This window comes from Rhodococcus sp. 14C212, from assembly GCF_011058195.1.
GTDB lineage: Bacteria > Actinomycetota > Actinomycetes > Mycobacteriales > Mycobacteriaceae > Rhodococcus > Rhodococcus aetherivorans.
The window spans coordinates 1-22,660 of sequence record NZ_JAALEH010000053.1 but is presented as its reverse complement, the minus strand read 5'-3'; the positions used below and the strand labels follow the sequence as shown (position 1 = coordinate 22,660).

18 protein-coding genes and 1 pseudogene are annotated in these 22,660 nt (G+C 67.2%); 15 read left to right on the top strand and 4 right to left on the bottom strand.

The genetic code is table 11. The annotated features are described in order from the left end of the window. Positions 1-11 precede the first annotated feature (11 nt). Positions 12-1,178, bottom strand: coding sequence for a thiolase family protein (locus G6038_RS20325; RefSeq protein ID WP_165039587.1), 1,167 nt, complete (start codon positions 1,176-1,178; stop codon positions 12-14). Positions 1,179-2,186: 1,008 nt separating this feature from the next. On the opposite strand from G6038_RS20325, the gene G6038_RS20320 reads away from it, so the two are divergent. The 14 genes and pseudogenes from G6038_RS20320 to G6038_RS20255 all read left to right on the top strand — a co-directional run. After that, positions 2,187-3,419, top strand: coding sequence for a CoA transferase (locus tag G6038_RS20320; protein WP_165039586.1), 1,233 nt, complete (start codon positions 2,187-2,189; stop codon positions 3,417-3,419). Further along, the gene (locus G6038_RS20315; protein ID WP_165039585.1) at positions 3,416-4,207 is read left to right on the top strand and encodes an enoyl-CoA hydratase-related protein; all 792 of its coding nucleotides are present in this window, start codon (positions 3,416-3,418) and stop codon (positions 4,205-4,207) included. The genes G6038_RS20320 and G6038_RS20315 overlap by 4 nt, the downstream gene beginning before the upstream one ends. Further along, the gene (locus G6038_RS20310) at positions 4,204-5,427 is read left to right on the top strand and encodes an acyl-CoA dehydrogenase family protein (RefSeq protein ID WP_165039584.1); all 1,224 of its coding nucleotides are present in this window, start codon (positions 4,204-4,206) and stop codon (positions 5,425-5,427) included. Before G6038_RS20315 ends, G6038_RS20310 begins: the two co-directional genes overlap by 4 nt. Beyond that, positions 5,424-6,176 (top strand): 3-oxoacyl-ACP reductase family protein, encoded by a 753-nt coding sequence (locus G6038_RS20305; protein WP_165039583.1) that lies wholly within the window; start codon positions 5,424-5,426, stop codon positions 6,174-6,176. The genes G6038_RS20310 and G6038_RS20305 overlap by 4 nt, the downstream gene beginning before the upstream one ends. Positions 6,177-6,196: 20 nt before the next feature. Beyond that, positions 6,197-7,075 carry a 3-hydroxyacyl-CoA dehydrogenase family protein gene (locus tag G6038_RS20300; protein WP_165039582.1) on the top strand — a complete coding sequence of 293 codons (879 nt, stop codon included), beginning with the start codon at positions 6,197-6,199 and terminating at the stop codon, positions 7,073-7,075. 10 nt (positions 7,076-7,085) lie between these two features. Continuing rightward, positions 7,086-7,967 carry a 3-hydroxyacyl-CoA dehydrogenase NAD-binding domain-containing protein gene (locus tag G6038_RS20295; RefSeq protein ID WP_165039581.1) on the top strand — a complete coding sequence of 294 codons (882 nt, stop codon included), beginning with the start codon at positions 7,086-7,088 and terminating at the stop codon, positions 7,965-7,967. A gap of 1 nt (position 7,968) precedes the next feature. After that, positions 7,969-8,745, top strand: a complete 777-nt coding sequence (locus G6038_RS20290; protein WP_165039580.1) for an enoyl-CoA hydratase-related protein — start codon at positions 7,969-7,971, stop codon at positions 8,743-8,745. Next, positions 8,742-9,809: an acyl-CoA dehydrogenase family protein gene (locus G6038_RS20285; RefSeq protein ID WP_165039579.1), complete on the top strand. Its 1,068-nt coding sequence runs from the start codon at positions 8,742-8,744 to the stop codon at positions 9,807-9,809. Before G6038_RS20290 ends, G6038_RS20285 begins: the two co-directional genes overlap by 4 nt. Then, positions 9,806-11,473 (top strand): AMP-binding protein, encoded by a 1,668-nt coding sequence (locus tag G6038_RS20280; RefSeq protein ID WP_165039578.1) that lies wholly within the window; start codon positions 9,806-9,808, stop codon positions 11,471-11,473. Before G6038_RS20285 ends, G6038_RS20280 begins: the two co-directional genes overlap by 4 nt. An 84-nt stretch (positions 11,474-11,557) precedes the next feature. Then, complete coding sequence (locus tag G6038_RS20275) at positions 11,558-12,541, top strand: NADPH:quinone oxidoreductase family protein (RefSeq protein ID WP_165039577.1); 984 nt, start codon at positions 11,558-11,560, stop codon at positions 12,539-12,541. A gap of 111 nt (positions 12,542-12,652) precedes the next feature. Then, the gene (locus G6038_RS20270) at positions 12,653-13,843 is read left to right on the top strand and encodes a thiolase family protein (RefSeq protein ID WP_165039576.1); all 1,191 of its coding nucleotides are present in this window, start codon (positions 12,653-12,655) and stop codon (positions 13,841-13,843) included. Further along, positions 13,843-14,685: a 3-hydroxyacyl-CoA dehydrogenase family protein gene (locus G6038_RS20265; RefSeq protein WP_165039575.1), complete on the top strand. Its 843-nt coding sequence runs from the start codon at positions 13,843-13,845 to the stop codon at positions 14,683-14,685. Before G6038_RS20270 ends, G6038_RS20265 begins: the two co-directional genes overlap by 1 nt. 305 nt (positions 14,686-14,990) lie before the next feature. After that, the gene (locus G6038_RS20260) at positions 14,991-15,128 is read left to right on the top strand and encodes a hypothetical protein (RefSeq protein WP_165039601.1); all 138 of its coding nucleotides are present in this window, start codon (positions 14,991-14,993) and stop codon (positions 15,126-15,128) included. Positions 15,129-15,142: 14 nt separating this feature from the next. Continuing rightward, positions 15,143-16,140, top strand: a pseudogene (locus G6038_RS20255) (IS1380 family transposase); the annotation flags it as partial. Positions 16,141-16,282: 142 nt separating this feature from the next. On the opposite strand, the gene G6038_RS20250 reads toward G6038_RS20255, so the two are convergent. Both G6038_RS20250 and G6038_RS20245 read right to left on the bottom strand, forming a co-directional pair. Continuing rightward, on the bottom strand, positions 16,283-17,719 hold the full coding sequence (locus tag G6038_RS20250; RefSeq protein WP_165039574.1) for an MFS transporter: 1,437 nt from the start codon (positions 17,717-17,719) through the stop codon (positions 16,283-16,285). After that, on the bottom strand, positions 17,703-18,131 hold the full coding sequence (locus G6038_RS20245) for a MarR family transcriptional regulator (protein ID WP_165039573.1): 429 nt from the start codon (positions 18,129-18,131) through the stop codon (positions 17,703-17,705). The genes G6038_RS20250 and G6038_RS20245 overlap by 17 nt, the downstream gene beginning before the upstream one ends. 219 nt (positions 18,132-18,350) lie before the next feature. Here G6038_RS20245 and G6038_RS20240 point away from each other — a divergent pair, with 219 nt between their 5' ends. Continuing rightward, entirely contained in the window at positions 18,351-21,617 is a 3,267-nt protein-coding gene (locus tag G6038_RS20240; RefSeq protein WP_165039572.1) for a protein kinase, read from the top strand. Positions 21,618-21,626: 9 nt separating this feature from the next. Here G6038_RS20240 and G6038_RS20235 read toward each other — a convergent pair whose 3' ends face one another. Then, the gene (locus tag G6038_RS20235) at positions 21,627-22,412 is read right to left on the bottom strand and encodes an IS5 family transposase (RefSeq protein ID WP_165039600.1); all 786 of its coding nucleotides are present in this window, start codon (positions 22,410-22,412) and stop codon (positions 21,627-21,629) included. Positions 22,413-22,660 lie beyond the last annotated feature (248 nt).

Below are 22,660 nucleotides of genomic sequence, written 5' to 3'. Positions count from 1 at the left end.
CGTACCTCCGTTCAGGCGCCTTGGCCGGCGAGGATGTGCATCATCGTGGCGTTGTAGTCGCCGAGTTCGCCGGTGACCGAACCGATTCGAGCGCCGGCAATCTGGCGTTCCCCCGCCTCGCCGCGCAACTGCTGCACCGCCTCGTAGACGTTGTAGAGCGGGGTGACGTGCGGCGGGTGCCCCCGGCTGCCGCAGCCACCCGAGGGCGAGATCGGGATCTCGCCGCCGATGGTGGTGGCGCCGGCGGCGGCGGCGGCGCCACCGGTGCCCTTCGGAAACAGGCCGATGGATTCGCTCAAGATCAGCTCGACGATGGAACAGGGAGCGTAGATCTCGGCGAAGTCGAGGTCGGAGGCCGAGATTCCGGCTCCCTCATAGGCCTTGCCGGAGGCGATCTCGGCGGATTCGAACCAGGTGAGGGGGCGCGGCCGGCTTGAGACCTGATGAATGCCTTCGTGGTGGAATCCGCGGGAGACCACGTCGACGTGGCGGGTGCCGAGCGAGTGGGCGATGTCCGGGTGAGCGATCACGATTGCCACGGCGCCGTCGGATCGCGGGGGTACGTCGAGCAGGCCGAGGGGCTTGACGATGTCCCGGGCGTTGATGACGTCGTCGATGGTGATCGGCTTGCGCATCTGCGCGATCGGGTTCATCGAGGCGTGGAACCGGTTCTTGACCGGGATGGCGGCGAGCTGTTCGCGCGTCAGTCCGTATTCGTGCATGTAGCGCACGGCGTTGAAGGCGTACCAGGCGATCGGGGTGACCCCGAACGGGACGTGGAAGTCCACATCTCCGACGGCCCGCATGGACCAGGTCATGTGCTCGCCGGTGGGTATGTGGAGTTCCTTGTTGACGCCGAGTGCGACGGCGACCTTCGCCTTGCCCGAGGCGACACGCTCGAGTGCGACGTCGAAGGCGATCGAGCCGGTGAGTCCGTTGCCGAGCACCTCCATCAGGATGTCGCCGACCGCCATCTCGAGGTATCCGGCCATGAAGGTGCCAAAGTAGCGCTGCTCGGCATAGGGGCGCGGGGTCGAGAAGATCAGCGCATCGATGTCCTTCTTCGACAGGCCGGCATCGGCGATCGCTTCCACGAGCGCCTGGGCCATCATCTCGTGTTCGAGTTTGTCGAGGTGCTTGCCGACCGGCAGAGCACCGATTCCTACTACTGACGCCATCGGTTTCATGGGTTCGTCACTGAGCCCTTCACTTACAGGTGGCCAAAAACCTGACATTTGATCTGTATGACATTACAGCTGCGAATGTGACCTGTGTCAAGGTGCTAACGCGGTTTGAACTCGCGGAAATGGTTGCTATTTCATCGAGTGTGGCCAGCTCGGGAAGACGCGACAAGAGCGCCCCCAGGGCCGCGGTCTGCGCGGGGGACAGTGCCCGACCGGCCATCGAGTCGAAACTCCATACCTCGTCGTTGCTCATCGGGTTCATCGGGGTGACAACGGGGTGCGTCGGCGTCGGCAGACAAGTGGTTCCGTCTGCGGGGGTGAGGGTGAGCGCGGTGGGACAACGGTCCCGGGTGCTCGCTCCGTCGGGTCCGCCCGTTCGACCATGCTGAGGCGATCGACGACCGAGGGTAGGTCGGTCAGGCGCTCGCTGGTGAACGCTGCGTCGGACAACTGTCCGTCGACGAAGGCGGCGGCGATCAGGTGGGGCATCGTCCTGCGTTCTCATGCATCCCTCCCTCATGGCCCGAAGATAATTACCTTTAGGTAAACAGTCTGACATTGGCGTGCTCGGTATCACAACCCCGGATGTTCACGAGGCGAGAGGGCTCGACGCCCCGGGTGGGCGAATCCGTCTCGATTCCCGCTCTTCGGGCCCACGTCAGGAGAGCCGTCGAGAGGGGCCTGCGTCGACTGCGGACGCAGTCTGCTGACTGAAACCAAGAGTGTTAAATGTTTGACCTTGCATAGTCTGTCAATTATCTACTACAGTTCGAGTCGGCAACCGAGTGTCCTGGACCACATCGACGCTCACGCTCGCGGGGAGCCACCCGAGGAGATGCCGTACCGCCCTTCGGCATCGCACCGGCCAAGGCCCAACCGGACGGCGCGGGATCGCGGCCTCTCGCCTCCCGTGAGCGCCGCACGACCTCGTGGCCCGCCGCTGCCGACCGAGGCGCGGCGGGCCGCGACTCCCATCAACCGACGATGTCTCGAAGGACGCAGATGACCACGAACGTCCAGAACCACGGTCCGTTGCACGGCCTGAAAGTGGTGGACATGACCACCTCGTATGCAGGCCCGACTGCCGCGATGTACCTCGCCGATCTCGGCGCAACGGTCATCAAGGTCGAGCGACCCGGTCAAGGGGACGATGCCCGCTCGTGGGGGCCACCGTTCGTCGACGGCGATTCGGCATGGTTCGCCTCGGCGAACAGGAACAAGCAGTCCTTGGTGCTCGATGTGCGCTGCCAGGCCGGCCGGGACGTGCTGCTGCGCCTGCTCGACTCCGCCGATGTCTTCCTGCAGAACATGAACCCGGCCAAGCTCACTCGGCTGGGAATCGACGGCGAAACGCTGCTGCGGCGCAATCCGCGCCTGATCTACTGCGCGATGTCGGGATTCGGCCTCACCGGCCCGGACAGCAGCCTGCCCGGGTACGACCTTGCCGCCCAGGCCCGTTCGGGCCTGATGTCGGTGACCGGTGAAGCCGGCCGCAGTCCCCAGCGCGTGTCGACCGCCCTGTCGGACGTGGTGACCGGAATGTGCGCCGCACTGGCGATCAACGCCGCGGTGGTCCGCCAGGTCCGCACCGGCTGCGGCGACATCATCGACGTCTCGCTCCTCGACACCGACCTCGCGCTGATGGCCCCCCGCATCGCGGCCTATCACGCCGGCGAACCCGAACCGGCCCCGAGCGGCGGCACCGACTCCGTCCTCGCGGTGTACCAGCCCTTCGAGGCCTCCGACCGCAGCATCGTGATCGCCATCGGAAACGACGCGATGTGGCAGCGCTTCTGCTCCGTCGTCGGCCTCGTCGACCTGGCCGCAGATCCGGAACTGGCCGACAACGCCGGTCGCCGCCGGCACCGCAAGCGCATCACCGAACTGGTCGCCGCGCGCCTGGCGACCAGGCCGGCAGCCGAATGGCTGACACTACTCGGCGAGGCGGACGTGCCGGCGTCGCCGGTCCAGACCCTGTCCGAGGTCGTCAAGGACCCCCAGGTGGTCGCGCGTGGCGCACTGATGTCGGTGCCCGGCTCGGCGGGGGAGTTGGTCACGGTGCACAGCCCCTTCCGGTTGGCCTCGGTCGCACCCCGCAACGAACGTTTCCCGGATCTCGGTGCCGACACCCGCGAGGTACTGCTCGACCTCGGTTACAGCCCGGACGACGTGAACGATCTGCTGGCCGACGGAGCAGCAGTACAGGCCATGGCACCCGAAGGAGTGGCATTGTGAGCGTTCTCGACATCGACTACGCCGGCGCCGTCACGACGCTGACGATCAACCGACCCGAGGCGTTCAACGCGCTCAACACCGACGTTCTCCACGCGCTCCGAGACGCCGTCACAGCGGCGGCCGCCGACCCGGCCGTGCGTGCCGTCGTCCTGACCGGCAGCGGAGAGAAGGCCTTCAGCGCCGGTGCCGACCTCAAGGAACTGGCGGGCATGGGGCCGGACCGCGCACGGGACGTCATGTCTTCGGGTCAGCAGATCTTCCGCGCCCTGGAAACGGCGTCGGTTCCCGTGATCGCCGCGGTCAACGGTCTCGCCCTCGGGGGTGGATTCGAGTTGATCCTCGCCGCGACCTTCCCGGTCCTGTCGACGAAAGCGTCACTGGGGCTCCCCGAATCCGGACTGGGCCTCATCCCGGGCTACGGCGGCACCCAACGCCTGCCCCGTGCAGTGGGGCAGCGGGTGGCGGCGCATCTGATGCTCACCGGCAGTCGTCTCGATGCGGACCGCGCCTATGCACTCGGTCTGACGCCGATTCCGCCCGTGACACCCGAGGCACTTCTGCCCACCGCGCGCGAGATCGCCGAGAAGATCGCCGCACAGGGTCCACACGCGGTGCACGCCATCCTGCAGGCCCTCGAAGTCGGACGGGACGCCCCGCTCGATGCGGGGTTGGCCATCGAGACCGGACTGGCGGCCCTGGCCGTCGCCGGGGCGGAATCCACCGAAGGCATCAGCGCATTCCTCGAACGCCGACCCGCGAAATTCGCCAACCCGGAGGCACACCGATGAGCGTCGAACCACTCGAGATCGACACGGACCCCAAGGCATACCTGGCGCTGCATGGTTTGCTCGACGAACCGGCGGCAGACGCTGTGCTCACCGAGCGCGAACGCGCGGTGCGGGCACACACCCGCGAGGTTGTTGCCCACGAGGTCGCCCCGAGGGCAGCCCATCTCGACGCCACTCACGAGTTCGCCCACAACAGCGTCCAGGCACTCGCCGCGGCGGGCCTGTGCGGTCTGATCTTCCCGCGACACCTCGGAGGTACCGCCGACACCAACGTCGCCTACGCGGTGGCGATGGAGGAGATCACCGCCGGATGCGCGGCTACCAGTCTGGTCTTCATGACCCAGATGCACGCGGCGTACCCGATTCTTCTCGCCGGCACCGACGAGCTCCGGCACCGCTACATTCCCGGTCTTCTCGACGGTACGCGCTACGGCTCGCTCGGGATCACCGAACCTGACGCCGGATCCGACGTGTCGAGTCTGACGACCACCGCGACCCCGACCACCGACGGTTGGTCGCTGAGCGGCCAGAAGACGTTCATCACCACCGGCGACCGCGCCGACGTGATCATCTGCTTCGCCACCGTCGACCGATCGAAGGGCCGCGACGGCATCACCGCATTCGTGGTGGAGGGGGGATGGGACGGTGTCGGTCACGGTCAGCCCTTCCACAAGATGGGCATGCACGGATCGAGCACTGCCGAACTGTTCTTCGACCAGGTCGCCGTCCCGCGCAGCAACCTGCTCGGGCAGGAGGGCAAGGGCTGGTCGGTCGTGATGAGCTCGGTCGTCAAATCCCGGATCAGCGCTGCGGCACAGGGCGTCGGCCTCGCCCGAGCCGCGTATGCACGCACACTGTCCGCACTGACCCGGCTGCACGGACACCGACTGCCTGACGAACACACCTTCGCCCTCGCCGACCTGCGCGGGCGAATCCTGCAGGGACGTCTGCTGCTCCAGGCGGTCGCGCGTCAGGTCGACACCGATGCGCACATCACCGCGGGCCAGATCGGGGTGATGAAGCAATCCTGCACCGACCTCGGCTTCCAGGCGTCGGTCGAGGCCGCCCGCATCCTCGGACCCTACGGCGACCTGGCCGAACTCGGCGTGGAACGGTGCCTGCGCGACGCCAAGGTCACCCAGATCTACGACGGAACCAACGAGATCCAGCGGCTGCTCATCGGCCGCGAGACCATCCGCGCGATGAAGGAGTTCGCATGACATCACTCGAAGACAAGGTAGCGATCGTCACCGGTGCGGGACGCGGGCTGGGCCGATCGATGGCGAAGGCCCTCGTCGGCGCCGGCGCATCGGTCACCGTCGCCGCCCGCACCGGCACCGAACTCGACGCCTTCGTCGCCGAGGCGAAGGAATCCGGCGGACAGGCACTCGCGTGCCCGACCGACATCACCGACGAGGCGTCGGTGGAACGAATGGTCGAGGCCACCGTCGAAACCTTCGGACGGGTGGACATCCTGGTCAACAACTCGGGCATCGTTGCCACCCGGCCGCTGGTGGAGCAATCCGCAGCGGAATGGGACAGCGTGGTCGATACCAACTTGCGTGGCACCTTCCTCGCCACCCGGGCGGTCGGCCGGCACTTCCTCGCCCAGCAGTCCGGCAAGGTCGTCAACATCGCCTCGAACTTCGCGCTCCAGGGTGTGGCGAACCACGCCGCATATTCGGCGTCGAAGGCCGGGGTCATCGCCTTCACCAGGGCCATGGCGATCGAATGGTCGAGACAGAACATCCAGGTCAACGCCATCGCACCCGGCTACTTCGCCACCGCCCTCAACGCGGAGATGCGTGAGGACGCGCACACCCTGGAGAAGGTCGTGCGCGCCATCCCCGCTCGCCGACTCGGTGAGCCCGACGAGATCACCCCGTGGTTGCTGCTGCTCGCCGGCAGCGACTCGAGTTTCGTCACCGGCGAGGTCATCGTCATCGACGGTGGCCAGAGCGTCCGCTGACACCGAGAGAAGGACAACCAGTGAGCAACGAGAACAAGACCGTCGCCGTCCTCGGGGCCGGCACCATGGGCTCGGGGATCGCCACCGTGATGGCCCGTGCCGGACACCGCACGATCCTCTTCGACATCAACGAAGCGAACCTCCAGCGCGGGATCGACACCGTGCACGGCTTCTTCGACCAGAGCGTCAAGCTCGGCAAACTGTCCACCGAGGCCGGTGACGCCGCCAAGAACGCGCTCGTCGGCACGACCGACCTGACCGACCTCGCGCCCTGCGACGTGGTGGTCGAGGCAGTGTTCGAGGACCTGCAACTGAAAAAGGACACCTTCGCTCGACTCGACGACATCGTCTCCGACAACACGCTTTTCCACACCAATACCTCGACGCTGTCTGTCACCGGCATCGCCTCCGGTTCGCGACTGCCCGAACGGGTCGTAGGCACGCACTACTGCAACCCGGCACCGCTGATGAAGCTCGTGGAAGTGGCCGACGGCCGGCACACCGCGGACTGGGCGCACAAGGCGAGCATCGAATTCCTCGGCTCCCTCGGCAAGACCAGCGTGGTGACCAAGGATCGACCCGGGTTCATCGTCAACCGCTTCCTCATCCCGTGGGAGAACTCCTGCATCCGCGCCCTCGAGGCAGGTCTGGGGACCAAGGAATCCATTGACGCCGCGGTGCTCGGTTCGCTCGGACACCCCATGGGACCGTTCCGACTGCTCGACATCGTCGGCATGGACATCCACCAGCAGGTCGCCACCCGCCTCTACGAGCAACTGCGCGACCCGAAGTTCTTCCCCCCACCGATGGTCGAGCGGATGGTCGCGGCCGGCGACCTCGGCCGCAAGACCGGTCGCGGCTTCTACGAGTACGACACCACCCGCCTGTTCGGATCCTGAGGAGCAGTCAATGAGCGAATCCACCAAAGACTTTCGAGCGGTCGCCATCCTCGGCTTCGGCACCAGGGGCGCCCGTATCGCCCAGGTGTTCGCAGCATCCGGACGCGAGGTGATCGTCCTCGACACCGACCGAACCACCGTCGACGCCGGTACCGCCGCCGTCGCAGCCGCCCTGGACGCCAGCATCACCGCGGGGCAGGCGACGGCGGAGGACAAGACCGCAATCCTCGACCGCATCACCGGCACCACCTCCGTCGCCGACTTCTCGGCAGCCGAGATCGTCGTCGAAGCCGTCACCGAGAACGCCGAGGTGAAGAAGACCGCGCTGGCCGAGGCCGCAGCCGTCGTCGACGATCGGACCCCGATCGTCACCACCACCGACTCCGTGTCGGTCACCGATCTCGCCGCCGCCCTACCGAACAGCAGCCGAGTCGCGGGCCTGCACTTCTTCAACCCCGCACCGACGCACACCACCGTCGAGGTGGTGCGGGCACTGCAGACCGGTGAGGACCTGATCGAGCGGCTGGTCGCGCTCGTCGACGACCTCGGCAAGGTCGCCGTGGTGGTCCCCGACCGCCCCGGATTCCTGGTCAATTCCATGCTGTTGCCCTACCTCAACGACGTCATTCAGGAATTCGACGACGGTCTGGCCACCGCCGAGGACATCGATGTCGCCCTCGAACTCGGCCTCGGCTACAAGACCGGACCGTTCGCGATGCTCGATCGGATCGGCCTCGACGTCCACCTGCAGAACACCGAAGCGGTGTACACCGCGACGTCGGATGCCCGGTACGCGCCGCCTCCGCTGCTACGCCAGATGGTCGCCGCCGGTCGCCTCGGCGACAAGAGCGACCACGGATTCCGCACCGCCCAGACCCAGGAGAGCAACTGACATGAGCTACGACGACATTCTCACCGCCGTCGACGGTCCGGTTCTGACGATCACCCTCAACCGACCCGACGCCGGCAACAAGTTCCGCCACCGGACCTGTCTGGAACTGTTCGACGCCCTGCAGAAGTTCCGTCTCGACCCTCAGCTCCGGGCGGCCGTCCTGACCGGTACCGGGGAAAAGTTCTTCTGCATCGGCGGTGAACACGACCCGGTCACCTCGCTCGATCAGTCGCAGGTACTGCCGATCATCGACGTCTACCAGGCCATCGACACCATTCCCAAGCCGATCATCGCCGCTGTCAACGGGTTCGCGGTCGGCGGCGGCAACGTCCTGCACACCGTCTGCGATCTGACCATCGCCGCCGACAACGCCGTCTTCCGGCAGGTCGGCCCGATGGTGGGAAGTTTCGACGCCGGCTACGGCAGCTGGTACCTCGAGGACACCATCGGCCGCAAGCGCGCCAAGGAGATGTGGTACCTCAACCGCAAGTACACCGCGCAGCAGGCCCGCGAGATGGGACTGGTCAACGACGTGGTGCCCGCGAGCGAGCTGCAGGCCCGCGCCGCCGAGGTCGCCAACGAAATCGCCACCCGCAGCCCCATGGCCATCGGCGGCCTGAAGGCGGCCTTCTCCGCTCGCCACAACGGCGTGTCGGGCCAGGCCCGGATGGCGCACGACCAGCAGCTCACCCTGTACCTGCAGACCCAGGAAGCTCACGAGGTCAGCGCAGCATTCGGCGAACGGCGCCAGCCCAAGTCCGAAAGCTTCTGGTCATGACCACCCACGGCGGATGGTGGGGCCCAGCCCTCGAGGGGGACGAACGGGACGTGCAGGTGATGCTCGACTCCTTCACCGCCGCACACAGTCTCGACCTCGAAGACGATCCGGCCGCCGTGATCGCACTGGTCTCGGCTCTCGCCGACCTGGGGATCTGGACGGTGGGTACCTCCGAGTCCGCTGGTGGTGGCGGAGCGGGGCACCGGCTCACCGCTGCCGTCTTCGAGCGCCTCGGCCGCGCCTGGCCCGCCCTCGGATGGGCCTGCGTGCAGGCGCACGCGGCGGTCGACCTTCTGGGCGACGACCACCGATTCGACGCCCTCGTGGCACGGATTCACGCCGGAACGGCGGCGGTGGCCGTAGCCGACACCAGCTCGGCGCACGTCCGGCTGGCATGGACCGGCAACACCGTCACCGGGGTGATCGACCGCCTCGACGCCGCGGCACCGACGCCGTATCTGCTGGTGCTCGACGGTGACGACGCCGCGGTCCTCATCGCCCCCGACGCGGTTCGGTTCACTCCGCAGCGACGTACCGGACTCGTGGGCGCACTGACACGCAGCGCCGAGGTCGACGCCACCGGGGACGCCGTCCGACCGCTGACCGGCATCTCCACCGACACCGCGCGAAACCGATTGCGCCTCGGGGCGGCGGCGGTCGCTGCGGGCATCGCCGGCGCCGCCGCCGATGCGGCCGCCGCCTACGCCGCCGATCGCCGCCAGTTCGGCGACGCACTCACCGCAATTCCCACAGTGCGCCACAGCCTGCTCGGCCAGGCCACCGGCTCGGTCGTCGCACTGGCGCCGGCGCTCGGTGACAGCGATCCGGTCCACGCCTTCGCCGCCGCCCGACACGCGTGCGACAACGCCATCGACGTCGCCGCCGCGGCTCTGCAATCGCACGGGGGCTACGGCTATCTCACGGAGTACAGCGCCGAACGCCGGCTCCGCGACGCGGTGTCGCTGCGCGCCGCCGTGGACACGCAGGGAGCCGCGGTCGCCACGGCACGTGCCCTCGCGGGTCTACCGCCCGCACCGCCTTCCCTGCGGAAGGAGGCATCGTGACCTCGCGGACGCACCGACCTCCGTCCGATCTGCTGGACGGCCAGTTCACCCCGATCGACGACGCGACCGCCGAGCGGTGGCGGGAACAGGGATGGTGGGAGGACCGGTCGATCCGCTCACTGCTCACCGAGACCGCCGAACGGTTCCCGGATCGCATCGCGTTGGTGGGACACCGAACGAGTGGAGATCGGGTCACGCGGACCTATCGGGACTTCGATAGGAATGCGCACCACGCGGCCAGCGTCTTCACTTCGCTCGGCGTGGGTGTCGGTGATGCCGTCGTGCTGATGCTCCCGAACTGGGTCGAGTACCCGGAGATGGTGTTCGGCATCAACGAGATCGGTGCGATCTACGCCGGTATCCCGGTGGCCTACGGCGAGAAGCAGGCGGCGGCGATCCTGCGGCGCAGCAAGGCGAAGGTCCTTGTGATCCCGCGGCGCTGGCGCAGCAACAATCACCTCGAGCTCTCCCGAACGCTGCGCGCGCAGATCCCCACCCTCGAGCACGTGATCGTGCTCGACGACGACGGTTCGGATCTGCGAGACGGTGAGTCGCTGTGGTCGAGTCACGCCGACGTACCCGCACGGCACTTCCCGGACCCGGACCCGGGCCGCGTGTGCTATCTCGGCTTCACCTCCGGCACGACCGGAGAGCCCAAGGGCGCGATGCACAGTCACAACAGCCTGATCTACTCGGCCCGGCAGCAAGCGGCGCATGTCGGTCCGGCGGAGTACGGCGATCCGATGGTGCAGCTGGTGGCCTCACCGGTGGGTCATCACACCGGATTCGAGTGGGGCATCCTGTTCACCCTGGCGCTCGGCGGAACGGGCGTGCACGTCGACCGCTGGGATCCGGCCTGGGGTGTGGAGATCATCCGGACAGAGGGTGTGACCACCTTCTTCGGGGCACCGGCCTTTCTCCAGGACATGATTCGCACCGACCTGGCCGGCGATCCGAACTGCCCGTTGAGGTGCCTGGTGATTGCGGGTTCGTCGGTGCCGCGCGGGCTCCCGGCGCAAGCACAAGAAGCGCTCGGCGCGTACATCTGCCCGGCCTGGGGCATGACCGAGTGCAGCATCATCATCTCCTGCACACCGAAGGAACCCGCCGCGATCCAGGGCACCGACGGTTCCGTCTTCGCCGGGTCGGAGGTACGGGTCGTCGACGCCGCCGGAGACGATGTCGCGGTCGGTGAGGTCGGTGACCTTCTTGTCCGCGGGCCCTCGTTGATCTACGGGTATTACGACCGCCCCGACGCCACCCAGGAGGCGTTCCTGCCCGGCCTGTGGTTCAAGACCGGTGATCGGGCCAGCCTCGACGAGCACGGGTGGTTGTCACTGCGGGGGCGGACGAAGGACATCGTCATCCGTGGTGGCGAGAACATCCCTGTCACCGATGTCGAATCGGTGATTTTCGATCACCCCGATATCGTCAACGCAGCCGTTGTCGGTCTGCCCGACGACCGGCTCGGCGAGCGGGTGTGCGCCGTTGTCGTCGTCAAGTCCGGAAGCCCCGATCCGACCGTCGAATCTCTGGCTGACTACCTGCTGTCCCAGGGGCTATCCAAGCACTACCTGCCGGAGAGAGTTGTTGCACTACCGGCGTTGCCGATGACGCCGAGCGGGAAGATACAGAAGTACAAACTGCGGGAGATGCTCGTCTGACGACGCGCCCTCCGCCGCCGGACCCCCGCCCGATCCGGGCGACGAGTAAGACGTGTGGCGACCACGCCGAAAGGAAAGACACCCATGCGAGCAGCCCTGGTCAGGGAGTTCGGAGCTCCGTCCAGTCTGGCGATCGAAGAAGTTCCGGACCTGGTCCCCGGCCCCGGTGAAGTGGTGATCGAGGTCGGCGCGGTCAGCATCAACTTCCCGGATCTGCTCGTCGTCGACGGGACCTACCAGAACCTTCCGGCGAGACCGTTCAGTCCCGGTAAGGAAGCAGCAGGGCGGGTTCTCGCGGTCGGTGCAGGGGTCGACCGCATCACCGTCGGACAGCGTGTCCTCGCGATCGTCGAATTCGGGGGCTACGCCGAGCAACTGGTGGCTCCCCAGGACCTGGTGATGGCCCTACCGGACGGCGTCGGCTACGAGGAGGCCGCGGCCTTCGGGCTGGTGGCCTCGACCGCGCACCTCGGTCTGTTCCACCGTGGACGGCTGCAGTCCGGCGAGACGGTTCTCGTCACCGGAGCGGGCGGCGGGGTCGGCTCGGTCGGCATCCAGTTGGCGAAGGCGAAGGGAGCCCACGTCATCGCCCTCGCCCAGGACGAGTCGAAGGCCGAACTGTCCCGACGCCTGGGTGCCGATGTCGTGCTGACCTCGACGGCAGCGACTCTCCGCGAGGACCTGCTCGCCGCGACCGACGGTCGCGGTGTCGATGTGGTACTCGAGATGCTCGGAAGCGACTATCTCACCCAGATCATTCGGGCGGCCGCGTGGGAAGGCCGCATCGTGATCGTCGGCTTCGCCGCGGGTGGTCAGAACCCCATCAAACCGGGCCACCTCCTGGTCAAGAACATCAGCGTGCTCGGCCTGCAGAGCAGCGACTACCACGAACGCAACCCGCAGTTCCTACGGTCGATCATGGCCGAGGTCTTCGACCTGTTCGTCGAGGGCACGATCGATGCCGTCGTCGACACGGTCTTCCCGTTGGACCAGGTGTCCGACGCGCTGCAGTACGTCAAGAACGGCAAGGTGAAGGGCAAGATCGTTGTCACCACCGGCCTCGGCTGATCATCTATCACACTCTGCGCGATCCGGCCGGACTCCTCAGCCGGTCCACCCGGCACCGGACATGCTCGGCCCGTCCGCGCCGAGAACCCCGCCCCTCGAAATGGAGACCCAATGACCGAGGCATACCTCTATGCCGCAACCCGCACCCCATTCGGGCGATTCGGCGGAGCGCTCGCCGAGATTCGTCCGGACGACCTTGCGGCAGTGGCTATCTCGGGATTGCTGTCGTCGTCATCGTCGTTGGATCCGGCGGACATCGACGACGTCGTCTGGGGAAACGCCAACGGGGCCGGTGAGGAGAACCGCAACGTCGGACGCATGGCAGTGTTGCTGGCCGGACTGCCGACGAGTGTGCCCGCCACCACGGTGAACCGTTTGTGCGGGTCTTCGTTGGACGCCGCGATGATCGCATCCCGAACGGTGGAATCCGGGGACGCAACCATCGTGCTGGTCGGGGGAGTGGAGTCGATGACCAGGGCTCCATGGGTGCTGCCGAAGCCGTCGCGGGCCTATCCCGCCGGCAATATCGCCGCCGTGTCGACCACTCTCGGATGGCGCCTGGTCAACCCGAAGATGCCCAGGGAATGGACAGCATCGCTGGGCGAGTGCAACGAGCAGCTCGCCGCCCGTTTCGGCATCTCTCGCCAGCGACAGGACGAGTTCGCCGCCCGGTCACATCAGCTCGCTGACGCTGCCTGGAATGCCGGTGTGTACGACGATTTGGTCGTACCGATCGCCGAACTGACACGAGACGAAGGAATCCGCCCGGGATCGACGCCGGAGAAGCTGGCCGGATTGTCACCGTCGTTCCGCTCGGACGGAACGATCACGGCGGGCAACGCCAGTCCACTCAACGACGGAGCATCCGCACTGCTGATCGGATCGGCGGACGCAGCGGATCGGATCGGATCTGCACCGCTCGCCCGGATCGCCGGCCGCGGTGTGCACGCGCTCGACCCTCAGGATTTCGGGTTCGCTCCGGTCGAGGCCGCCAACGCGGCCCTCGCCCGCGCCGGGATCGGGTGGGACCAGGTGGACGCCGTCGAACTCAACGAAGCCTTCGCGGTGCAGTCCTTGGCCTGCATCGACGCGTGGAAGATCGACCCCGACATCGTCAACACCTGGGGTGGCGCCATCGCGATCGGCCATCCCCTGGGCGCCTCGGGCGCCCGCATACTCGGCACTCTCGCTCACCGGCTGGTCCGACACCGGCAGAGGTGGGGCGTTGCCGCCATTTGCATCGGCGTCGGCCAAGCCCTGGCAGTCGTCCTCGAAAGCGTGTCGTCCAGAACGGAGAACTGATGTCTCTGCCCACGAATATCGGTGTGTACGGCGGTGGCCGTATGGGTGCGGGAATAGCACACGCGTTCCTCCTGGCGGGTGCCTCCGTCACGGTGATCGAAGCGGACAGTGCCGCCGCGGCCGCGGCGCGGGGACGCGTCAGCGCCAGCCTCGACAAGGCCGCAGCACGCGGCACTCTCACCGAACCGGTCGATCGGGTTCAGCAACGGTTCACGGTGGCGACCGATCCGTCGGCACTGGCCGAATGCGGCCTGGTCGTCGAGGCAGTGCCGGAAATCGTCGAGCTCAAGGCGCAGGTCCTCGCCCGCATCGAGGAGCACGCACCCGAGGCGAAGTTGGCGACCAACACCAGCTCGCTGTCGGTCGACCAGCTGGCAGGCGGACTCGCTCGTCCGGAGCGGTTCCTCGGTCTCCACTTCTTCAACCCGGTTCCCGCCAGCGAGCTGGTCGAGATCGTCGTCGGCGCCAAGACGAGTGCGGAGATGGTCACCGCCGCCCAGGGATGGGTCGAGGCGTTGGGAAAGACCGCAATCACCGTCACCGACTCGCCCGGATTTGCCTCCTCGCGGCTTGGGGTGGCGATCGCCCTCGAAGCGATGCGCATGCTCGAAGACGGCGTCGCCTCGGCCGAGGACATCGACACGGCCATGACCTTGGGTTACAAGCACCCCATGGGTCCGCTGCGAACCACCGACGTGGTCGGATTGGACGTACGCCTGGCTATCGCAGAGCACCTCGCCCGGGAGGTCGGCGACCGTTTCGACCCGCCGGCCATCCTGCGAGAGAAGGTCGCAGCAGGCCATTTCGGACGCAAGAGCGGTCAGGGCTTCTACACCTGGTGATCTGAGGTCGGCGGGACAACCGGCGCCTGGCGGCCGGTGGCCCCGCCGCCAACCGTGAGCGCTACGCACAGCTGCATGTGCGTTGGGCCACCCAACAGTCGCCGCTCACCGGCCGGTAGCTCGCCGGCGATGGACCGGTCATGTACTGGTTGGTCTGGTTGTCCGCAGCGTGGCTCGTGTCCTCGGTTACGCACACCTCGGGCCGACAAGTCGCACCTGCCGGACGCCCCGTCTTCCCCTGGGCGGGGCGTCCGGGCCCGTCCCCGTCGCCAGGCGGCCACTCGCAGAAAGAAAAGGCACGTCCGATGATCTCCACCTTCGTCCTCCGCCCGGTGGCCCGCACCCTTGCCGTCGCGCTGATCTTCGCCGAGACCGTCCTGGCCACCCGAGTACCGCCGCTGCCCGACTGGGACGACGCCGGCCATCCCGTCCGCTACCGCTAGTCGCACTCACCGCCCGGGTCGAGATCCTGCCCGGCCTGGCCGAGCAGGCGTTCATCGACATCGACTCGCTGCTGCGCCCGGTCTACTGCCACGCCAAACAAGGCACCTCCTGCGGACGCACGAAGATCGCCGGCAAACAGATCCTGCGCAAAGGCCTGTCCCCGCTGGCGACGACGCTCAGCACCGCCGACTCCGCGCCGATCATCGCCGGCATGCGACTGAGCGCCGGGAAAGCCGGATCCGGTAAAGGTGCAGGTCGGATGGCCACCCAGGCCATCGTCACCGCCCGGGCGGCGGGCGCAACCGGGGCCCTCGTGGTCCGCGGGGATTCCGCGTACGGCACCCGTGCGGTCATCTCGGCATGCCTGCGCGCGAAAGTGTGCTTCTCGCTCGTCCTGGCCAAGAACACCGCGGTCCAACGCGCGATCGACTCGATTGCCGACGAGGCGTGTACACCGGTGCGGTCCGCAACCCCGACACCGGAGCGTGGATCTCCGACGCCGAAGTCGCCGAAACCACCTACACCGCCTTCGCCTCGACCAAGACTTCGGTCACCGCCCGGTTGATCGTGCGCCGCGTCAAAGACGCCCGCTACCCCGACGCGTTGTTTCCGGTGTGGCGATATCATTCGTTCTTTACCAACACCACCTCCTCGGTGGTCGATGCCGATGTCACCCATCGCCGGCGCGCGATCATCGAAACCGTCTTCGCCGACCTCGTCGACGGCCCTCTGGCACACATGCCGTCGGGGCGCTTCGGGGCGAACTCCGCGTGGGTGCTCTGCGCGGCGATCGCCCACAATCTGCTGCGCGCGACCGGCGTTCTTGCAGGAGGTGGGCATTCGCGCGCCCGTGGGGCGACGCTGCGGCGCAAGATCGTCAACATCCCCGCCCGATTGTGTCGACCGCAACGAAAACCGCGCTTGCGACTACCCACCCACTGGCCCTGGTCGGCCGCGTGGCTTCGACTGTGGGCCAACACTATCGGCCACAGCCCACCATCGAGTTCCTGAAACCTACGACCCGCCGAAAGGTGCGACCGGAGCGAAATCGTGGAAAGGCTGGGTAGACCAGCGGCTACCTCACGCCCGGAACCTGCTTCACCCGGTTTGCGGATCCGGATAGCTCCTCGAGGGCCAGTCGGTGGATTCAGGATCAGAGCCGACCGACCCGGGGGTCCGCCGGTGTCGAGGTCGGAGTCGGCGGACGGGATATCACGTGATTGACGAGGAGTGCGGCGAAGACGACCGCGCATCCGAGGGCGCCGAGGGCGAGGGCGAGCTTGATCCCGTGTTCGGTGGGATGCAGGTCCGGTGCCAGGTTCGCGGCGAGCACCGCGCCTGCGATGGCGCTGCCGAACGAGCCACCGACGGTGCGCAGCACCTGGTTGAAGCTCACGGCGCTGCCGAGTTCGGTGTCGGCGACGCTGCGGGCGATCAGGGCCGGCATCGCCGCGTACGTCATGCCCATCCCGGCTCCGAACCCGAACATGCCGATCAGGATGTCCCACAGCGCGGTGTGGGCGAACCACAGGAGCACGCTCGAGGCGGTCACGAGAGCTGCGCCCAGGAGCAGCAGAGTCCTCATGCGGATCCGGTGGGAGAGGGCGCGGACGAGTCGATTCGCACCGAAACTGGCCACCGACAGCGGAAGCATCACGAATCCGGCCCAGAACAGCGGTAGCGCGATGCCGTATGCGGTGGAGTCGGGCGCTTGGGCGATGAGGCTGCCGATCGAGAGCCCGATATACATCGCGGCGCCGAGGCCGATCGCCGTGCTGTTGGCGACCAGCACGTCGCCGTTGCGCAGTACCCGCAGGTTGATCAGCGGGTTCGGGGTGCGTAGTTCCACGACGCACCACAGCGTCAGCAGTAGCGCTGCTCCGGTGAGGAATCCCAGGATCGGCGGGGTGCCCCAGCCCCACCGGGACCCTTCGCTGACGGCGACGAGCAGGCAGGCCAGCCCGGTGCCGACCAGCAGTGCGCCCGGGAGGTCCAGGGTTTTGCGTGGTGCGTGCGCGTCGGGGCCTGCGGGAATCACACGCCAGACGACGAGGAGGGTGGTGGCCAGGAACAGTGCCGCGAACCAGAAGGCGAAACGGAACCCGAGAAGGTCGGCGAGGATGCCGGTCAGTGGGTATCCGAGGCCCAGGCCGGTGGTCACCGTCACCGACAGGCTCGAGATGCCGAGCCGGGCCTGGTGGGCGGGAAGGTAGCGGCGGGCGAGGGCGATCGTGACCGGAACGATTCCGTAGGACAGTCCCTGCAACGCCCGCCCGATCAGGAAGACGGTGAAGTTGGGTGCGCACGCGGCGAGGATCGAACCGAGGAGGATCGTCGTCAGGGACCACAGGAGCAGGCGTTTTTTGTGGGGGCCATCGCTGAGCCGGCCCATGATCGGGGTGGCGATCGCCCCGACGAGGAGGTTGACGGTGAGCATCCACTGCCCGGTACTGACCTCGACCCGCATGTCGTGGGAAATGGTCGGCACCAGCAACATGCCGAGGGAGCTGACGATCGCGCTGGTCAGGGCGGCGTAGGCCAGGGCTGGCAGGAGCCGAGCTCGTGTGGGGGGTTCAGTCGACGGGGGCATCGTCGACCAACTTGCGCAGAATCGGGACGACGGAGTCGAGGGTTCTTTTCTCTTCGAGGCTCAGCCGCTCGGCGATGGCCTGTTCGAGCCGCTCCAGGCCTTTCGAACGCTCCTGGGCAAGTCTCTCGCGACCGGCATCGGTGAGTTCGATCCAGATCCGGCGTCGATCGTGCTCGTCGGGGGTGCGCACCACCAGGCGGAGGCTTTCGAGTTCGCGCACGGCGTTGGCGATCGCCTGGGGGCTGATCCGTTCGGCCGCTGCGAGGGTGGACGCCGAGGTGCGTCCGTGTTGCGAGAGGTAGGTGAGCACACCTATCTTGCCGATGGAGAGTGTCCTGCCGACGGTGAGCTGTCGCCATATCGGGCGCAGCGCTTCTCGGAGGTCCTGTGCGGTGGACTGCTCGGTAATCATTAGCAAAGCGTACAAATAGATTGAACAACTTGATTGCCGAAATGGTGAGGCTCACATCGGTCCCGGAAACGAACGCCGCACCGAACACTGTCAGCGATATCCTTGAGTGCACGCGATTGCGAGGTGAGTCCACTGCGGTATCTGGGGTATCTGCGCTGGTCGAGTGTCGGGGACCAGCGTGTAGAAACCCGCGAGCCGACGGAGTGAATAGGCCGTCCGATGGGTGCGGGTGATTCGCTCGATACGCAGAGGTACCCGCCGTCCCCGGCTGTGGAGTTGGCTGGCGCCGGGTTCGACGATGTCCAGGAGATCGGCCGTGGCGGTTTCGGCGTGGTCTACCGCTGCACCCAGGCGGACCTGGATCGCACGGTGGCGGTGAAGGTGCTCACCGTCGATCTCGACGAGGAGAACCGTGCCCGGTTTTTTAGGGAGCAGCGGGCGATGGGGCGGCTGACCGGGCACCCGCACATCGTCAACATTCTGCAGGTCGGCGCCACCGACAGCGGCCGTCCCTACATCGTGATGCCGTACCACCCGCAGGATTCGCTGGAGGCCCGGATCCGGAAGGGCGGTCCGCTTGCCTTGGATCAGGTTCTTCGGCTCGGGGTGAAGATGGCCGGTGCGATCGAGACCGCGCACCGGCTCGGCATCCTGCATCGTGACGTCAAACCGGCGAACATCCTGCTCACCGAGTACGGCGAGCCGGAGTTGGCCGATTTCGGTATCGCGCACATCTCCGGGGGATTCGAGACCGCCACCGGCGCGGTCACCGGATCGCCGGCCTACACCGCACCGGAGGTGCTGGGCGGTGCTCCGCCCAGCCCCGCCGCGGACATCTACGGTCTCGGTGCCACCTTGTTCAGTGCCCTGACCGGACATGCCGCGTTCGAACGTCGTAGCGGTGAGCAGGTCGTCGCGCAGTTTCTGCGGATCACCACGCAGACGGTGCCCGACCTGCGCGAGCACGGGATCCCCGAGGATGTGTCCGACACGATCGCCCGTGCGATGTCCCGCGAGCCCGGTCAGCGCCCGGCGACCGCCGCGGACTTCGGGGAACAGCTGCGAGCCCTGCAACGCGACCATGGCTTTCCGGTCGACGACATGGCGCTTCGTGCGGAACCTGATGCGCAGGGGAGCGGGGAGCAACCGACGTCGCGTGGCGGGCGATTGTCGCCGCCGTCCTCCCCGCTGGGGGCGACGGGCAGCCTCCCCCTGGAGCTGACCAGCTTCGTCGGCCGCCGCCACGAGCTTGCCGAGGCGAAGAACCTGCTGGCCGGGTCGCGGCTGGTGACCTTGACCGGGATCGGCGGTGTCGGCAAGACGCGGCTGGCGGTGCGGGCCGCGGCGGCGGTGCAGCGCGACTACGCCGACGGGGTCCGCCTGGTCGAGCTGGGCGAGCTGCGCGACGGAGCGTCGCTGGTCGAGGCGGTAACCGCCGCCGTGGGAGTGCGGGATCATTCGGCGAGGCCGGGGCGGGAGGTGCTGACCGAGTTTCTCGCACCGCGGCAGGTGCTGGTGGTCCTGGACAACTGCGAGCACATGGTGGATGCGGTCGCCGAACTCGCCGAGCTCCTGCTGCGGTCGTGTCCGCGGGTGCGGATTCTGGCCACCAGCCGCGAGCCCCTGGTCCTCGGTGGGGAGGCGGTGCTGCGAGTGCCGCCGCTGGCCGTCCCGGACCCGCAGCGGCGGCTCTCGCTGCGGGGGTTGCCCCAATACGATGCGGTGAAATTGTTCGTCGAACGCGCCGCTGCCGCCGTCCCCGGTTTCGCGCTCACCGAGGACAACGCGATGGCCGTGGCGGGGATCTGCCACCGTCTCGACGGGTTGCCGCTGCCGATCGAGTTGGCCGCGGCCCGGTTGCGGGCGCTCTCGCCCGAGCAGATCCTGGACAGGTTGACCGACCGCTACACCCTGCTGACCCGCGGTAGCCGGGGTGCGCCGACGCGGCAACAGACCCTGCGGTGGTGTATCGACTGGAGCTTCGAGTTGTGCACCGCCGGTGAACAACTGGTGTGGGGTCGGGTGGCGGTGTTCGCGGGGAGCTTCGAACTCGACGCGGCCGAGCGGGTGTGCGGCGAGGGTTTGGAGGCGGGCGAGTTGCTGGACACGCTGACCTCCCTGGTGGAGAAGTCGATCCTGATCCGGGAGGAACACCGGTCGGCGGTGCGCTTCCGGATGCTCGAGACCCTCCGCGAATACGGCCGCGAGAAGCTCGAGGCGACCGGAGAGGACCTCGCCGTGCGTCGTCGCCACCGGAACTGGTACGAGAAGTTGGCGCTCGGCGCGGAGGCCGAGTGGATCAGCGCTCGTCAGCTCGACTGGATCGCCCGTTTGAAGTGGGAGCAACCGAACCTGCGCGAAGCCCTCGAATTCAGCCTCGACGACGATCCCGCCGCCGGTCTGCGGATCGCCGCCGCACTTTACATGTTTTGGGCCTCGCAGGGGCTCTACAGCGAGGGGCGGCGCTGGTACGATCAGCTGCTCGCCCGCCGGAGTGGCCCACTCACCCTCGAGTGGGTCAAGGCGCTTTACTGTGCCAGCGTGATGGCGAACGTGCAGGGTGACGTTCACACGGGGACCGCACTCGTCGAAGAGGCGCGCACGCTGGCAGCGCAGACCGCCGACCCGATGATGCGCGCGTTCGTTGTCTTCGCCGACGGCGCGCTGGCCCTCCTCAATGGTGATCTCGTACGCGCCCGCTCTCGCCTCGAAACTGCACTGGCAGAGTTCAGCGAACGCGGAGATCGAACGCTGGAAGTAGCGGCCCTCTACCAGTTGGGGACGGCCTACGGACTGAGTGGTCTGCCAGAGCGGGCTATCGAATGCCATGAGCGTGTCCTGGCGATCACGGAAATGCACGGCGAGAAAATGTATCGATCACATTCGTTGTGGGCCTTGGGAATTACGGTATGGCAGCAGCATGATACCGATCGCGCGGTGCAGCTTCTCGAGCAAGCACTGGAGCTGAACAGGCAGGTGCGCAGTCCCCGCGGTGTGGCCGCCTGCCTCGAGGCGCTGGCCTGGATCAGCTTCGAGCGGCGCGATGCGTGTCGGGCCGCAGTTCTGATGGGAGCCGCGGACGGGCTGGCACAGGCAATCGGCAGTTCCGTGGTCATTCATTCCAATCTGGTGGCCTACCACAAAGAATGCGCCCAGAAGACCCGGCAGAAACTCGGGGACAAAGCCTTCGGGGCGGCCCACCGCAAAGGTGAACAATTCGGCTTCGATGCGGCCATCGCCTACGCCCTCAACGAGCAACCGCCGGCCACCTCGACTCTCGACGCCGATGCGTCGGCGCGCCTGACCAAAAGGGAACGTCAGGTCGCCGAGCTCATCGGCGAAGGCCTCACCAATCAGGCCATCGCCCGTCGCCTGGTGATCTCACCTCGCACGGCACAAGGTCATGTGGAGCACATCCTGACCAAACTCGGATTCACCTCCCGGACCCAGGTCGCGGCCTGGGTCGCGGAGCAGGTGCACGACTAAGAGGATGTCTCATTTGGGGAGCTTCTTCCAGCAGGTCAGCGCGGCGGCAAGTTGGAGAAACCCGGCGAAGTGCTCACCGTAGCGGATCGTCAGCCGCCGGTAGCCGGTCAGCCAGGCCAGGGTGCGTTCGATCTTCCACCGGTACCGGCCCAGGCGCTCACTGGTGTCGACGCCGCGGCGCGCGATCCGCGGGACGATACGTCGGGCGCGCAGCCACCGGCGGTGCACCGCGGCGTCGTAGCCCTTGTCCGTCCGCAACCGCCCAGGCCTGCGGCGCCGCGGCCCGCGGCGCGAGCGCACCGCCGGAATCGCGGTGACCATGGGTTGGAGCGTGACGCTGTCGTGGGTGTTCGCCGAGGTCACCGCAGTCACCAGCGGGATGCCGTCGGCATCGGAGAGGATATGGATCTTCGAGCCGTTCTTCCCTCGATCGACCGGGCTGCGACCGGTCAGAGATCCCCCTTTCGCCCGGACGTGCGCTGCGTCCAGGATCGCCGCGGCCCAGTCCAGGTCCCCGCCGACCCCGAGCCGGTCGAGAACCTGCCGGTGCAGCTCGTCGAACACCCCGGCCTTGACCCAGGTCGCGAAGCGGCGGTGCGCGGTCGGGACGCTGACCCCGAACGACGGCGGCAGGTACCGCCACGAGCAGCCGCTGGTGAGCACGTAGACAATGGCGGTGAATACCGCCCGATCGTCCAGCGCCGCCCGACTACCGCCCTGCGGCCGCGGCCGGAACCCGGGCAGCAGCGGTTCGACGATCTCCCACAACGCATCCGGCACCAACCGAGTAGACAACGCATCGAACACGGCATGCATCATGCCGCACAGGTGATCTGATCCATAAGAGACATTCTCTTACACCGGTCCTTTTGAAACACGATGAGGAGGTGATGTTACTACTTGACATAATCGCCGTCATGCTTATCCGGTTAGATCAGGTAGCCTGGGCAAATGCCGCGTCCCGACTTCCCGCGCACGATCGTGGAGTTCCAGCGGCGCTTCCCTGATGATGACGCCTGTATGGAGTACCTGTTCGCGTCGCG

What these genes read in the sequence shown, in the direction of transcription:
- G6038_RS20245 (WP_165039573.1), bottom strand. Translation starts at nt 18,131, where the DNA reads ATGATTACCGAGCAGTCCACCGCACAGGACCTCCGAGAAGCGCTGCGC.
- G6038_RS20325 (WP_165039587.1), bottom strand. Translation starts at nt 1,178, where the DNA reads ATGGCGTCAGTAGTAGGAATCGGTGCTCTGCCGGTCGGCAAGCACCTC.
- G6038_RS20240 (WP_165039572.1), top strand. Translation starts at nt 18,351, where the DNA reads ATGGGTGCGGGTGATTCGCTCGATACGCAGAGGTACCCGCCGTCCCCG.
- G6038_RS20290 (WP_165039580.1), top strand. Translation starts at nt 7,969, where the DNA reads ATGAGCTACGACGACATTCTCACCGCCGTCGACGGTCCGGTTCTGACG.
- G6038_RS20250 (WP_165039574.1), bottom strand. Translation starts at nt 17,719, where the DNA reads ATGCCCCCGTCGACTGAACCCCCCACACGAGCTCGGCTCCTGCCAGCC.
- G6038_RS20275 (WP_165039577.1), top strand. Translation starts at nt 11,558, where the DNA reads ATGCGAGCAGCCCTGGTCAGGGAGTTCGGAGCTCCGTCCAGTCTGGCG.
- G6038_RS20260 (WP_165039601.1), top strand. Translation starts at nt 14,991, where the DNA reads ATGATCTCCACCTTCGTCCTCCGCCCGGTGGCCCGCACCCTTGCCGTC.
- G6038_RS20320 (WP_165039586.1), top strand. Translation starts at nt 2,187, where the DNA reads ATGACCACGAACGTCCAGAACCACGGTCCGTTGCACGGCCTGAAAGTG.
- G6038_RS20270 (WP_165039576.1), top strand. Translation starts at nt 12,653, where the DNA reads ATGACCGAGGCATACCTCTATGCCGCAACCCGCACCCCATTCGGGCGA.
- G6038_RS20285 (WP_165039579.1), top strand. Translation starts at nt 8,742, where the DNA reads ATGACCACCCACGGCGGATGGTGGGGCCCAGCCCTCGAGGGGGACGAA.
- G6038_RS20310 (WP_165039584.1), top strand. Translation starts at nt 4,204, where the DNA reads ATGAGCGTCGAACCACTCGAGATCGACACGGACCCCAAGGCATACCTG.
- G6038_RS20305 (WP_165039583.1), top strand. Translation starts at nt 5,424, where the DNA reads ATGACATCACTCGAAGACAAGGTAGCGATCGTCACCGGTGCGGGACGC.
- G6038_RS20265 (WP_165039575.1), top strand. Translation starts at nt 13,843, where the DNA reads ATGTCTCTGCCCACGAATATCGGTGTGTACGGCGGTGGCCGTATGGGT.
- G6038_RS20295 (WP_165039581.1), top strand. Translation starts at nt 7,086, where the DNA reads ATGAGCGAATCCACCAAAGACTTTCGAGCGGTCGCCATCCTCGGCTTC.